Annotated in this window: 7 protein-coding genes; 5 read left to right on the forward strand and 2 right to left on the reverse strand. The window is 39.0% G+C overall.

All coding sequences use genetic code 11. From position 1 onward, the window contains the following. The first annotated feature begins 184 nt into the window (after positions 1 to 184). On the forward strand, positions 185 to 364 hold the full coding sequence (locus tag B0O44_RS00040) for a histone H1 (protein WP_110826661.1): 180 nt from the start codon (positions 185 to 187) through the stop codon (positions 362 to 364). A 69-nt stretch (positions 365 to 433) separates the two neighbouring features. Here the strand turns inward: B0O44_RS00040 and ccsB are convergent, their stop codons facing one another. After that, positions 434 to 3,670: a c-type cytochrome biogenesis protein CcsB gene (gene ccsB / locus B0O44_RS00045; protein ID WP_245943492.1), complete on the reverse strand. Its 3,237-nt coding sequence runs from the start codon at positions 3,668 to 3,670 to the stop codon at positions 434 to 436. Between the two features lie 303 nt (positions 3,671 to 3,973). Here ccsB and B0O44_RS00050 point away from each other — a divergent pair, with 303 nt between their 5' ends. Then, positions 3,974 to 4,543, forward strand: a complete 570-nt coding sequence (locus B0O44_RS00050) for an RNA polymerase sigma-70 factor (RefSeq protein WP_110826662.1) — start codon at positions 3,974 to 3,976, stop codon at positions 4,541 to 4,543. Positions 4,544 to 4,606: 63 nt separating this feature from the next. Here the strand turns inward: B0O44_RS00050 and B0O44_RS00055 are convergent, their stop codons facing one another. Further along, complete coding sequence (locus B0O44_RS00055) at positions 4,607 to 8,422, reverse strand: TIM-barrel domain-containing protein (RefSeq protein WP_110826663.1); 3,816 nt, start codon at positions 8,420 to 8,422, stop codon at positions 4,607 to 4,609. 295 nt (positions 8,423 to 8,717) lie between these two features. Here B0O44_RS00055 and B0O44_RS00060 point away from each other — a divergent pair, with 295 nt between their 5' ends. The 3 genes from B0O44_RS00060 (at position 8,718) to B0O44_RS00070 (ending at position 14,843) form a co-directional block, all read left to right on the forward strand. After that, on the forward strand, positions 8,718 to 9,833 hold the full coding sequence (locus tag B0O44_RS00060; RefSeq protein ID WP_110826664.1) for a FecR family protein: 1,116 nt from the start codon (positions 8,718 to 8,720) through the stop codon (positions 9,831 to 9,833). A gap of 178 nt (positions 9,834 to 10,011) precedes the next feature. Next, positions 10,012 to 13,452 (forward strand): SusC/RagA family TonB-linked outer membrane protein, encoded by a 3,441-nt coding sequence (locus tag B0O44_RS00065; RefSeq protein ID WP_170123239.1) that lies wholly within the window; start codon positions 10,012 to 10,014, stop codon positions 13,450 to 13,452. Positions 13,453 to 13,463: 11 nt separating this feature from the next. Continuing rightward, positions 13,464 to 14,843, forward strand: a complete 1,380-nt coding sequence (locus B0O44_RS00070) for a RagB/SusD family nutrient uptake outer membrane protein (RefSeq protein WP_110826666.1) — start codon at positions 13,464 to 13,466, stop codon at positions 14,841 to 14,843.

The following is a 14,843-nucleotide window of genomic DNA, read 5'->3' on the forward strand; positions in this document are numbered from 1 at the left end:
GTTAGTTATCACAAATATATATAATATCTACTAAAACAGTAGTATTAATTTGCATTTATTTAAGAAAACTTTTATGTTTACCTTCAGATAGGCACAAAATAAATTGTGCTATCTGTGATAATTATCTATTTATGAAAACAGGAGTGGCCTGAAAACTGCTCCGCAACTTAAACAAAAACAGATTATGAGCAAATTCGCGAAATTAAAAGAAGTCGTAGCGACAGCAGAAACTGATGCGGAAAAATTTTATAAAGCAGGTAACGGTGCTGCCGGAACACGCTTAAGAAAAGCTTTACAAGAAATCAAAACCCTGGCGCAAGAGATCAGAACAGAAGTTACCGAAAAGAAAAACGCGGCAAAATAACCTGAGCCCGTTAAACGGAAAAGGACCTGCATTGCAGGTCCTTTTTTTATGAACAGAAAACGGATCTGTTTATTTATTTCTGATTTTATACCTTTTATAAGAAACCACTGCCAAAATAAAAACAATCGTAATGGTCACATACACCCATGATGGTACAGGTACCGGATCGCCCTGCGCATAAGAATGCAGCCCTGTCAGGTAATAATTTACCCCAAAATAAGTCATAATAATAGTCGAAAAACCCAGCAGCGATAAGAGGTTAAAAAGATACTTGCTTTTCATTTTCGGGATCAGCCTGACATGCAGGATAAAAGCGTACACAATTACCGAAATAAAGGCCCAGGTTTCTTTAGGGTCCCAGCTCCAGTAGCGTCCCCAGCTTTCGTTGGCCCAAATCCCGCCTAAAAACGTACCAACAGTTAATAAAAACAGTCCTACCGTTAAAGACATTTCATTTACAATGCTCAGTTCGGTTACAGAAGCTTTGACTTTAGCACTGATTTTTTTATTGTCAATAATGTAAAGCACCAGTACCACCGTTCCCAGTAAGGCACTCAGGCCAAAAAAACCGTAACTGGAAGTAATAATAGCCACATGGATCATCAGCCAGTAAGATTTTAGTACAGGGACCAGCGGGGTAATCTGAGGGTTCATCTGAGAACCTCCATGTGCAAAACCCATTAAAATTACAGCAATCAGACAGCCTGCTGCAGGAATGAAAGCATTGCTGTTGCGGTACATTAAAAGGCCCGATAATACACCGATCCAGCTAATGAACAATACGGCCTCATAGCCATTGCTCCAGGGCTCATGTCCCGAAATATACCACCTGACACCAAGCCCAATGGCCTGAAGCAAAACCGCTATACCGATAAATATCAATGTAAAATTAACCAGCTTGTCGAGGCTTTTGGAATTTTTAAACAGTTTGATAAAAGCCAGTGCAAGAATCAATGTGCCCAAAATAGAATAGCTGATCATCAGGTTCAGAAAAATGTTCCAGGAATTGTAACTCACTTCCCAGTCAATTTTGGCTTTGGATGGAACCACATTGCCACTGTGTTTCAGTTGCAGGGCTTTAATGGCTTCAAGATCTGTATCAGCTGCAGACCAGTTACCCGACAACACACTTTTAAAATAACGCTCTACAGGAGTTGGCTGTGCAGCGTTACTGTTCATTTGGTCCAAAGGCTGGGCCACCCAGGTATTGTTGGCATCGCCGGCAACCGGTAAAATTCTCAGGTACTGTCCGTTAACCAGCTGCAGCATGGCCTGTAATTTATCGTTCAGGTCAATCACATCTTTATCGTAACTGCTTTGTTCAGCAGGTTTTTTGGCAAAGGCTTTTAAATATTCATCTCCTAAAATAAACTGCAGCGATCCGTCGGGCATAACCGTCATCATATTGATCATGGAGGTGTAACCCTCGGCATTGGCTTTAACGGCCTTCAGCAGCTCCGGACCACCCTTGGTGCCCACTTTAATAAAAGGAACGTTTACCCAGCTAAATGGGGAAGTAGAAGCCGAAAGAAAAAACTGGTTGGCAGTTAAAGTGTAAAAACGGTCTTTCCGGTGTAATTTTCTTAAAATTTCAAGTGCCATGGTATTTACCGGTTCAATACGGCCATCTATATTCTGAACCGGCAGATGACCAAAATTCTCGGCATGTTTAAGGTCTATACGAACAGATGCTGCAAATTGTGCCGGGTCGGCTGTTTTTGCCGACAAGAGCATTTGTAGTTCTGCCTGCGAAGGCTGGCTATGACTGTGCCCAGGTTCTGCATGGTTATGGTCGTGCTCAGCAGGTCCGTTTTTACCATGCATGTCAATTTCCTGACTAAAAGCAGCACCAAATGGTAAAAACAAAAAGAGCAGTACCAGGGTTTTGGATTTGGAAATGGCTTTTAGCTGTTCATTTAATTTCGAAAAATGTGTTCCTTTCCAGAATAAGGTTACAAACATGCCCAGAAAAAGTAAAGTATAGCCGATATAGGTGATGTTTGTTCCCCAGTAATCGTGGTTTACAGAAAGGACCGTTCCTTTTTCATCTGTATCAAAACTGGACTGGAAAAAACGATAGCCTTTATGGTCCAGTACATGGTTCATGAAAATTTTATAAGGTGTATCTGAACCCGAATCCTGCACCATCACATCAGACGAATAGGCTGCAGGACTGTTGCTTCCCGGATATTTTTCCATTTTAAAATGAACCAGTTTTAAAGAAAAAGGTGTGTTGTATATTTTTGAACCGTAAGCAAGGGAAATTCTCAGGCCTCCAATTTCACTTTGGTGCTGAAAGTTGGTTAAACCCCTTCCGCCATAAAAGGAAACGGTGTCTTTAACTGTTGGTGTCGTGACTTCCAGGCGCACCAGGTCGGGATCATGTTCATGTGTTTTCTTATCTCCTTCAAAATAAGTAATATGACCATTAACCGGGCCTTCAGGAACTACAAAAGCCAGTCCGGCAATGGTATATAAACTTCTCAGGTTAAAAGCTTGTGGCTGGCTTTCACCAGTCACCGTTTTTCGTTCCTGAGTGGCCATAATCATATAATTTCCTTCATAAGGTGAAGAAATTTGCAGGCCGCCGGCAGCATCTTCAATATTGATCACCCCAGGGGTGGGTTTGTTATAACTGACCAGAATGTTCTGCATCAGTTGAACGGTTCCGCTTGGAATATATTTATTGGTTCTTTTTCCGTTTTCCAGTACCACAAGGTGCAAAGTCGCTTTGCCAGAGGCTTCCCGGATCAGTGAATCCTGGGCGCGGGCATAAAAGTCAATCACTTTCATTTTTACGCGCGCTCCGTTGTAATCGTACTGCTGGACAAAAGTCTTTTTAAAAGGCTTCAGATAAGTAGGAATGCGGTTGGAAATCAGAATGGCCGGGACATCGTCATAGGCCAGGGCCTGATCGCCTTTGCCAATTTGTACTTTAAAAAAAGTAGCGTCAGAGACCACCTCATTACTGGATTCACCTTCTCTGATGTGCATAGAGCCTTCAAAACTAATGTACCTGGTGACATAGCCACCGATAAAAATAACAATAAAGGCCAGGTGGAACACCAGCAGCGGAAGCTTTTTGAAAGACACCAGCTGGTACCTTTTGATGTTTCCAATAAAGTTCAGTACCAGGATAAACATCACCAGTTCGAACCACCAGCAATTGTAAATGAGCGCTTTGGCAACCGCAGTGCCATAGTCATTTTCCACAAAGGTGGCCATGGCCATGGAAAAAGCATATAACAATAACATAACACCCATGGTGCGGGTGGAGAAGAGAATTTTTCCTAAACTTTTAATCATTCTTTTTTTCTAATTCGTTTTCAGCATACCTTTTCCGGCAGGGAGAATTGCTGCAGCCCTTTAAAACTTTGGCAAAGATGGCTTTGAGAAGGGAAAAAACTAAGGCAAAATGAATTTATGGCAAAAATAAGACTAAACAGGAGGGGAACATTGTATTATCAATTCCGCTTTTTTGGAAAAAAAATCAAAATTTTGAAAACCACGTCCAAAAGGATCTCGTAAGTATGAGTTGACCAGGTAATTGTGTGTTTGGAATAAATCAACCTAGTTCAGCTCCCTGAACGAAAAAACAACTAAGCCTGCATGACCGACTATCGCAGCCTTTCTGATGCCGAGCTTGTCGCTTTGTTTAAAGACGATGACCGGCCCGCTTTCAGTGAACTTTATAAAAGGCACTGGCAGGTGTTGTATTTATATGCCCGTAAACTGATTCACGACAACACAGAAGCCGAAGACATTACCCAGGAAGTATTGACCTATTTATGGACCAAAAGGGCCACACTGCAAATTAATGGTACAGTGATTTCTTATTTGTATGGATCTGTCCGTAATGCGGTAATGAATATGGTGCAGCGCCGAAAAGTGTACGATAAATACCTGGTTTCCCTGGGCGATTTCACCGATAGGGGCGAATACATTACCGAAGAATATGTAAGGGAAAAGGAACTGCTGCTTCGCATTGAAAATGCAATTGCCACCTTACCGCCAAAAATGAAGCAAATTTTCGAGCTGAGCAGAAAGGAGCATTTAAGTCAAAAAGCCATTGCAGAAAAGCTAAACATTTCTGACAAAACGGTAAAAAAACAGGTGAGCAATGCGATTAAAATTCTAAAGCTTAAAATTCATATTTTAACCACCATATTTCCTTTTTAAATCATCCCTATAAAATAATAAACAGGGTGGCCTTTACCATCTGGCCACCCTGTTTATGCTGTTTTAAAATTTAATAGAGTTCAGGTTTTTATCTACCAGTAAACCATCTATAGGTTTTAGGTTAAAAGTCACTTTACGTTTGGCTTTCAATTTTAAAATAAACAAATCTTGGTTTCCGTTTAAAGCGTCTTTATCGCCCACATTTACAAAAGTCGGGTACAGCGCTTTTTTACCATTGGTGTGTAACCTGTCGTTGCTCAGGTTGTCCATTTCTTTCACGGCCAAAGGCTCTATACCTACAAATTCATAATCCTGTTGGTTATAAGGCAAAGCAAAACTAAAAGCATTTACACTGCTCAGGTCTGTTCCCTTTACCGTTAATTCTATAGTTTCATCTTTGTTGTAGGCTGTTTTCGCTGCGCTGATGCTAATTTTTCCAGCCAGTGGCGCAATCTTTTCGTCATTTACCCCACCATCAAGCTGGGTCGCAACAGTAGAAATGTCATAAGCATCGATCAGGTCATTGTTGTTCAGGTCGCCTTTGCTAATGTAACCTTCAAAATCACCGTCGCCTTTACGTAAACCTGTATAATTTGTATAAGAAACCAAATCGTTCTCGTCAATTTTCTGATCGTTGTTGATGTCGCCCGGCAAATAACTTTCTGTACCAGGGACTTTAAATACATACAATTCGCGGCCCGAACCAAAACCACCAACACCATCTGTTACCGCAATTTTAATATACCGGGCAGTTGGATGGTTTGCAAAATCAAATACTTTGGTTTCCCCGTTGCGGGCCCATTCGAAGCTGCCGGCATTTGTCCAGTTCTCTTTATTGCTGCTGTAATAAATAGTTCCTTTTAACCAGACACCGTTACCACCACCTGTTCTTGGCAAATAATTGATTTTATCCAACTGGTTATTGCCCCTAAGGTCCAGTATAACTTCAAAAGGCAAAGCGTTTTTGCCCCACTTGGTATGCCAGGTATTGTCCTCATCAAAGTCAACCAGTTTACCAATACCATAACCACCCTGGTTTTCGGCAGTTGTGGTGGCACGGATCCCTTTTAGGGCAAACTGCAGCGGGTTTGCCTTTGTATGGGCTTTAAGTGTTGTCCAATCGCTGTGGCCATCCTTGTTTACTGCACGCAATTTAAGTTCATAATCTGTTTCTGCAGTTAAACCGTCCAGTAAAAAAGCAGTGTCCCTAATGGTGGTATACAGCATGTTTTTAAAGTCAATTTCATAAAAATCGGCATTGGGTACCACTTTCCAGCTTGGTTTTAGGGTAAAAGCTGCCGTATTTTTATCACTGATCTGTGCCTGTCCCGGCAGGGCTAAAGCACCGGTTTTAATGCCCTGCTGGCTGGGGATGTCAAAAACAACACCATTAATTTCTACTTCAATAGTCTGCTGGGTAATGTCTGTTTTTTCCAGCTGAACCAACAGCTGCGGGTTTTTTGTGATCACGGTTTTCTCAAAATCACTTCCGCTGGTGGCAAACTTATTCAGGTTTGGTTTGGCATCATAGAAATAAACATTGTCCTGTTTTTTAAATTCTTCAATTGAATTTACTTCAGTCAATTTTATCTTTTTACCGCCAATTTTAGCCAGGGCATTTTTAGGCTTTTGACTTACATTCACCTGTAGCAAGGTTGTTTTTTCTTTGAGCATCCCTTCAAAACTGCCTAGGCTGGTATAAATAACAATAGACAAATTGTTTTTTTGGCCCAGGGCAGAAGTAATTTTTGTTGTAGCACCATTGCCCAGTTTATAGCTTTCGGTTACCCCATCGTCATCGTAGGCGGTAAAGGAACTTTGCCCCGACGGATAAAATTCATAGCAACGCACACCGTTGTCAATTTGTGAAACGTTATTGTTGGGCTTTGTCATTGGAACAATAGCACCGCTTTTTACAAATACAGGCAGTTTCCAGACCGGAGCGCTAAAGCTGTTGATAATGCGGTTACCTTCGTATTTTTCGCCCGAAAAATAATCTATCCAGGTACCTTCAGGTAAATAAATGCCATTGCGGATATCGTTCCCTTTTTCATCGGCATTGGTCGCTTTGTATATAGGTGCCACTAAAAAATCGGGCCCGTACAGAAACTGGTACTGCGTGGAAGTTCCATAAGTATAGGCATTCGGATAGGCTAAAAACATCGCCCTGATCATAGGCAGGCCTGTTACCGCCTCTTTGGCAATGCTGTAGCTGTATGGAAGTAATTGCGATTTTAATTTTAAATACATCCGGTTAATGGAAGTCGCAGGCTCGCCCAAGGCATGCGGGTATTTTTCATTGCTTCCCCAGCCGTCCATGTTCAGCTGCATAGGGCTAAAGGTTTTCCATTGAAAATCACGGATGTTAACGGCTGCATTTTTTCCGCCAAAAATACCATCCATATCCGAGGTAATATTAGGTTGTCCCGAAAGGCCCGAACCTATATAAGTTGGAATGTGAAAACGAATGTATTCCCACTGACCACCGGTCTGGTCACCCGACCATACACTAGCATAACGTTGTGTACCCGCCCAGCCATCTAAAGAAATGATAAATGGTCTGGCATCATTTCCATAATAAGGAATCGTCTGACCAACATCGGCCACACCATTTAAACCAAAAGAATAGCCGGCACCAACCCAGGCGACATCGGTTTTAAGCACCCGGACACCTGCATCCCGGACCTCCTTTAAAATATCCCTTTGCAGTAAGGCGCTTACTTCTGCTTTAGGGTGTAAATCCGATTGGGTCCATAATCCGATCTCTACTCCGTTTTTGCGGGCATAGTCACCAAAATTTTTCAGGTTTTGGATATTGCCATCCAGGCTTTCAGTTTGTCCGTAACCTGCTCCATAACCATCATTTGGCAGCAGCCAGCCCAAAGGCATATCGTGCTTTTTATAACGATCAATTACCGCTCTGGCCGAAAACTGGTAATTGTTCTTTTCCCCGTTTAGCGATTCTTTAATTCCACCATTGTCTTTTTGGCTTTCTTTATACCTTTTGCCATCTTCAAATAAAATCCCGTTTGCGTCTTCTTTCCAGAAGTCGCGGTTGTAAGCATTTAAATGGCCTTCATAAAATCCAAATTTTGGCAGTAACACAGGATTTCCGGTCAGCTGATAAAAATCGTTCAGTAAAGCGGCAGCACCGTTGTTTACCATAATAAATAGATCCAGGTAATTGGTTTCATGGGACAGTTTAACCAGCCCTTTTTCCCTGGCACCAAAATCGTACCTGCCTCTTTTAAAGCTATGCCACAAAATGCCATAGCCATTTGTAGACCAGTAAAATGGTGTAGGAGAGGCCACACCACCATCGGTCCAGCTGTTTTGGTTTTCAATGGCAATGGACTTGCCTTTATGCGAAAAACGTCCGTTTTGAACGCCGCCCCCGTAAAAGTATTCTTCGGGGTTTTCTTTTAAGGTCAGGGTAACCCTGTTTTTATCAAATTGTACCGGTGTGGTTTCTTCAAGCACCTGGGCCTGGTTTTGCAAATTGACCACTTTAATCAAAGCAGAATTTTTATCCATCAACACCTTAATCTGTGCAGTTGAAATGGTAATTTGCCCATTTTCGTCTTTCAGCGTTAGCCTCGAAACCGGCTTTCTGGGGTTTTCGACCAGTATGCTGGCCTCAGGTTTGGCTTCAGGAGGGCGGATGATGCCACCATTATTGTCCTGAAACAGGCGGAAAATGTTTTCGCCATAAAAATCGATGGTTAGCCTTTGTTTGTCCTCAAAAACAATTTCGGCCGTAGTTTTATTGATCAGGCCAGCGCGGCTAATTTTTTGTGCAGCAGCATTGGAAAATATAAAACAACACAAACAGAAAAATGCAATTCGCTTAAAAGGGTTTGTAGAAAGTTTAGGGTCCATATTTTGGTTTTTTGATAAAGGCAGCAGGGATTTCTCACCATAGCCGGTATAATTTTACAAATAATACCATTCATTAAAACAGGGCAACTTTGCACAAACGATTGCATTAAATTTTTAAAGTGGTTTTTTTACATAAAACCTGTATAAAACAACAGAAAGGACAGGTTTTTACAGCCGCCAAAGATTACATCAATATAGGATAATCAATAAAGATTAAAAAAATGTTAAATAAATAACAATTCTTATACTACCAATATTGCCCAAGCTTTCCTTTTCATTAAATACCCGGAAACAAATGAGCAAGCAATACGCAGAAGAGTTGTTGAACAAATACAGGGAAGGGACCTGCAGTCCGCAGGAGTTGGCTATTGTGGAAAGCTGGTTGCTGGAGTATTTTAAAACCAGTACCGAAGTCATTACCGAGGAAGAATTTTTTCAAGCAGAAGACAAAATTTTGCACGGCATTTTTGATGTAGAGGAAATACCGGAGCCTGGTTTCTTTAAGCGCTGGTTATGGCCGGCCATTAGTGTTGCTGCAGCCATTGTGGTGGTGTTTAGCGTCGGCACTTACTTTTTTAAAAAAGATACCCCTTCAACTTATATAAATGACATTAATCCAGGCAGCAATAAGGCCATCTTAACGCTGTCAGATGGCAGAAAAATCAGTCTTACTGACGCAAAAGACGGAGCTCTCGCTACTCAGTCCGGATTTGAAATCCTAAAAACCGCAGATGGGCAGCTTGTCTATAAGGCAGGCAGTAAGCGTGTGGAAGCCGGGCGTACAGCCTACAACGCTATCGAAACACCCAAAGGCGGACAATATCAAATCTTCTTACCGGATGGTACCAAAGTATGGCTTAACGCCGCATCATCTCTCAAATTTCCCTCAACTTTCCTAGATTTAGGTGAACGCAAAGTTGAATTGAGCGGCGAAGCCTACTTTGAAGTAGTTAAAGACAAGTTACATCCTTTCCTGGTAGAAAGCAAGGGTCAGGAAATTAAAGTTCTTGGTACCCATTTTAACGTAAGCAGTTATGCCGACGATGCCACTATTAAAACAACCCTATTGGAAGGAAGCGTTAAAATCAATTCCAGTGTAATTCTTAAACCAGGTCAGCAGTCTGTAAATGACGGATCTATGATCAGTGTCGATCAGGTAGACATCGAAAATGCGGTTGCCTGGAAAAACGGTGAATTTATGTTCCGCAATGAAAGCCTGGAAAGCATTATGAAAAAGGTGTCCAGGTGGTACGATGTCGATGTCGTTTATCAGAATAAACAAGCCGGCCAACAGGTTTTTGGAGGAACCATAAGCCGCTTTGGTAAAGTATCGGAAGTACTGTGCATGCTGGAGCTAACCGGTGATGTGAAATTTAAAGTTGAGGGAAGGAGGATCATTGTGATGAAGTGAACCTCTACACCTAAATTATAATGGAAAAAGGCCAGAAGTGTTGGAGCACGACTGGCCAAAGCCTGAGTTGCAATTAAAAAAGACAATCCCTAATCACTAAACCCAGACCGAACAAATGTATAAAAACTATACCAGAAGTGGTATACCTATACGGTATATCCGTAAAATCCTGTTTATAATGCGCTTAATCACTGTTATACTTATCGCCTCTATGGTGCAGGTAAGCGCAGCTTCCTATGCGCAGAAATTGACTTTGGTCCAAAAAGAGGTGACCATGCTGCAGCTTTTTAAGGAAATTAAAAAGCAAACGGATTTTAATGTGGTATGGAACGAAAAGAAATTAAATGTCAGAAGTTTGCTCGATGCAGACTTTATAAATACCCCCCTTTCTGAAGTACTTACTAAAACGTTAAATACCTATAGGTTAACCTATATCATCAATAAAAAAACCATTGTGATTAAGGAAAAAGAAAAAACCATGCTGGAAAAAATCCAGGCAGCTTTTGATAAGAGCATTAGTTGTGTGGGCAGGGTATCAGACGATAATGGCAAATGGTTAAAAGGAGCCAGTGTAATTGTTAAAGGAACAAACAAATCTACCGTTACAGACGATTACGGATATTTTGTGTTGCATAATGTAGAAGAAAAATCAACCCTGCTGATTTCTTATGTAGGTTTTGAAATTAAAGAAATCCCAGCGGTAGAGAATATAGGTGCAGTGAAATTGTCATTAAGCACCGGGAGACTTGAAGAGGTACAGATTGTAAGTACAGGATATCAGAACATTCCAAAAGAAAGGGCAACGGGGAGTTTTGTGCTGGTGGATAGTGCCTTGTTGAACAGGAGAGTGAGCACAAATATTTTGGATAGGTTGGATGGGGTGACCAGTGGGTTGATATTTAATAAAAGTTTAAATAAATCATCAAATTATACAGACATCTCAATTCGGGGGAGAAGTACACTTTTTGCCAATGCGAGTCCATTAATTGTAGTTGATAATTTTCCTTATGAGGGTGATATTAATAACATCAATCCAAATGATGTCGAAAATATTACAGTGCTTAAAGATGCAGCAGCGGCAAGTATCTGGGGAGTGAGAGCAGGAAACGGGGTTATTGTAATTACCACAAAGAAGGGAACAAGGGACAATAAATTACATATTGCTTTTAATACCAGTACCAATATTTCCGAAAGACCTAATTTACATTATCAGCCACAGATGTCATCTTCTGAGTATATTGATTTAGAACAATATCTATTTAAAAAAGGGTTCTATGATGATAATATCAATAATGGCTATAGTGTAATTTCTCCTGCTTTGGCAATTATGCTAAAAAAGAGAAACGGATCGATATCCAATTTGGATTCTGCATCACAAATAAATTCTTTGAAAAAGCTAGATGTGAGGAACGATCAAGAAAAATACATTTATCGACCTGCTTTAAATCTGCAATATGCACTTAGTCTGGATGGAGGAACTAAAAATAATATTTATTTTATTTCGGTAGGTTATAATCGTGATTTACAAAGTATTAGGAGTAATTCTTACAGCCGATTTACATTCAATGCGAGTAATACATTTTTTTTTCTAAATGATAAGTTACAGCTTTCTACTTCCCTGGTACTAAGTGCAAGTAATACTAAAAGTAACTCAGCTACTTTTACTTCTCCCTATACACCTTATGATCAATTAGCTGATGATAATGGAAATCATTTAGCTGTAGTGAGAGATGGAGGGTTAAGGAAACAGTATACAGACACAGCTGGTAAGGGAAAATTGCTAGACTGGAACTATAGACCTTTAGATGAAAATTATAGTAATCAGGATTCGAAATTGACTGATTATAAGTTTAATACCGGCTTGAAGTATACTTTTTTTTCAGGATTTAGTATCAATTTTAATTATCAATATCAAAAAGGAATAACAAATTATGATATGATGTATGGAAGTGATTCTTTTTTCACTCGTAATATAATTAACTCTTTTACTCAACTTAATCAAACTACTTTAACTGTAAAACGGCCAATACCGCTTGGTGGGATAGATTATAATCTAAATAGTGATTACTATTCAAATTATGGAAGAATTCAGGTAACATTTAATAAACAGCTTGGGAACAAACATAATCTTAATGCAATAGGTGGTGTAGAAATAAAAGACTATAGATCACAATCTAAGTCGAATACACAATATGGCTATAACACTTCTGACGCAACTCATCTCCCTGTTGATTATCTTACAAATTTTCCAATATATTACGGAGGAGGTACAAGTCGAATTGGAGAAGGATCATCAGCGAGCTTCTCAACTGATCGATTTAGATCATATTTTTTTAATGCTGCTTACACTTATAATAACAAATATACTTTATCTGCTAGCGCAAGAAGAGATGAATCTAATTTGTTTGGTGTAAAAACTAACCAGAAGGGGGTCCCTTTATGGTCTTTAGGTTTAATGTGGAATATAAGTGATGAACAATTTTATCATGTAAATCAACTCCCTAAATTAAGAATCAGAGCTACATATGGTTACAACGGCAACTTAGATAAGTCTACATCTGCTTATCTAACAGCCCGTAATCCTGGTATAATTAATCGATGGAATTTACCGTATACCGAAATTGTAAATCCCCCTAATCCTTCGTTGCGTTGGGAGAAAGTTAAGAATATCAATTTAGGAATTGACTTTAGTACTACTAAGAATTTAATTTCTGGTAGCTTAGATTATTATGTCAAACAAGGCATAGATTTGATTGGTAATAGCCCCATTGCACCTCAAGTTGGGATAGTACAATTTAAAGGAAATTCAGCAGATACAAGGACTTCTGGGATTGATCTTTCTTTAAATAAAAATGTTGTCGGAACTGGAACAATAAAATGGCAAAGCAACTTTCTGTTTAGCTATAATAGGGAAACAATAACCAATTATAAAGTAAAACAAAGTAGTAATTTCAATATAGTAACTTCCAATTACGTAAATCCATTAGAAGGGTATCCTTATTATGCCATTTTTAGTTTTAAATTTTTAAGACTAGATAATTCTGGTAAACCCGTTGGGATCTTAAATGATAAAGAAACTACAGATTATACATCCATTATTAATTCAACTAATCCTTCCGAACTTATTTACAGTGGATCAGCTACACCACTAGTTTACGGTTCTTACCGAAATACCTTTTATTATTCTAGATTTGAACTTTCTTTTAATATTTCCTATAAACTAAACTACTATTTTCGACGGAATAATGTGTTTTCGGGTAGTAACTTTAGTCCGCAGGTCAGCGAATTTGATAAACGATGGGTTTTAGCTGGTGATGAATTAAAGACAAACATACCTGCTTTGAACTACCCAATAAATTCATCTCAGGATTCTTTCTTCCAATATTCAGATGTACTTGTTGAAAAAGCTGATAATATTCGATTGCAAGATATTAGACTTGGTTGCAACCTTAATAACCGAAAACTAGGTAAGGTATTTAAGAATTTACAGGTGTATGTCTATTTAAATAATATCGGAGTTATCTGGAAGGCAACTAAATTAAATTTAGATCCGGACTACGTGTCAAGTTCCTTTGTGGACCCAAGAAGTTATTCAATAGGACTTAGTGCGAGCCTTTAACATATAAGATCATGAAATATATCAATACTTTATTTCTTCTAAGTATTACTTTTTTTGGATGTAAGAAAGGATTTCTAGACGCAAAACCAAATTCTTCTATTGTAAATCCAACTACGTTGTCAGAGTATCAAAGTCTCTTAGATAATGGGGATGTCTTAAATAGAACAGGTTTGTTGCCTCAACTGTCAAGTGATGAGTATTTTATAGCGGGTAAGAGCAGTTTTGATGCTTTAAGTTATCAGACTCAGAAAAATACATATTTATGGCAGAAAGATATTTATGGTGGGGAAATTAATATACTAGATTGGAATCAAATTTATAAAGCAGTGTTTATATCAAATAGTGTTTTGGATGGAATAGAAAAAATTGATGTTATCCCAGCTAACCAATTAGAATGGAACAATATAAGAGGAGAAGCTTTGTTTTTTCGTTCATATTTGTTTTATGATTTAGCTAGAAATTTTTGTTCAGTTTATAATGAAACAACCTCGACCACAGATTTAGGGATTCCTTTACGGCTGTCAGCAGGAATAGACGTCATTGTTCAAAGATCAACTTTAAAAGAAACTTATGATCGAATTCTAGCAGACGCTAAAGAATCTCTTACTTTATTAAAAGATGATTTTTCTACTATTAATCGTAATAGGCCATCTAAAACGGCAGTTTATGCATTAATGGCAAGAATTTATTTGTCAATGGGAAATTATGAAGAAGCAAGAAAAGCAGCGGAAGCCTGTTTAGATAAATATAATTTGTTGATTGATTTTAATAATGTCAGTACATCCAATATGACCCCTTTTACTTACAATAGTGATGAGGTAATATTTTCCACACTGCAAGCACAAAATTATACCAACACCACTGGTTACGGAATAAATACTGCAATAGGCATTGACCCAAACTTAATTCAACTTTATGATCTAAATGATCTGCGCCTAGCCGTATTCTACTCTAAGAATATGTTAAACAATTATAACATAAAAAGAGGTTATGTTGGTGGCGGATTTTATGCTTTTACAGGTTTAGCAACCGATGAAGTAATCTTGATCAAAGCAGAGTGTCAGGCCAGGGGAAATAATCCGGAAGTTGCTATGAGCACTTTGAGCCAGTTATTGATCAAGCGATATAAAAAAGGAACTTTTGTTAAACCAACTTCAATTACAACACAAGAGGTCTTAGCCCTAATCCTTAAGGAGAGAAGAAAAGAATTGGTATGGAGGGCTCTTCGGTGGTCGGATCTTAAAAGATTGAATAAGGAGGGGCAAAACATTATTTTGAAGAGAGTTTTGGATGGTGTTGAATATACATTGGAAGCAAATTCACCTCGTTATACATTTCCAATTCCAGATGATGAAATTGCACTCAGCGGTATAAAACAGAATCAAAGATAG

Origin of the sequence: Pedobacter nutrimenti, from assembly GCF_003208655.1 — a bacterium.
Classification (GTDB): Bacteria; Bacteroidota; Bacteroidia; order Sphingobacteriales; family Sphingobacteriaceae; genus Pedobacter; species Pedobacter nutrimenti.

Excerpts from the sequence above, each read along its gene's own strand:
- B0O44_RS00040 (WP_110826661.1), top strand. The coding sequence starts at position 185 with ATGAGCAAATTCGCGAAATTAAAAGAAGTCGTAGCGACAGCAGAAACT.
- ccsB (WP_245943492.1), bottom strand. The coding sequence starts at position 3,670 with ATGATTAAAAGTTTAGGAAAAATTCTCTTCTCCACCCGCACCATGGGT.
- B0O44_RS00050 (WP_110826662.1), top strand. The coding sequence starts at position 3,974 with ATGACCGACTATCGCAGCCTTTCTGATGCCGAGCTTGTCGCTTTGTTT.
- B0O44_RS00055 (WP_110826663.1), bottom strand. The coding sequence starts at position 8,422 with ATGGACCCTAAACTTTCTACAAACCCTTTTAAGCGAATTGCATTTTTC.
- B0O44_RS00060 (WP_110826664.1), top strand. The coding sequence starts at position 8,718 with ATGAGCAAGCAATACGCAGAAGAGTTGTTGAACAAATACAGGGAAGGG.
- B0O44_RS00065 (WP_170123239.1), top strand. The coding sequence starts at position 10,012 with ATGCGCTTAATCACTGTTATACTTATCGCCTCTATGGTGCAGGTAAGC.
- B0O44_RS00070 (WP_110826666.1), top strand. The coding sequence starts at position 13,464 with ATGAAATATATCAATACTTTATTTCTTCTAAGTATTACTTTTTTTGGA.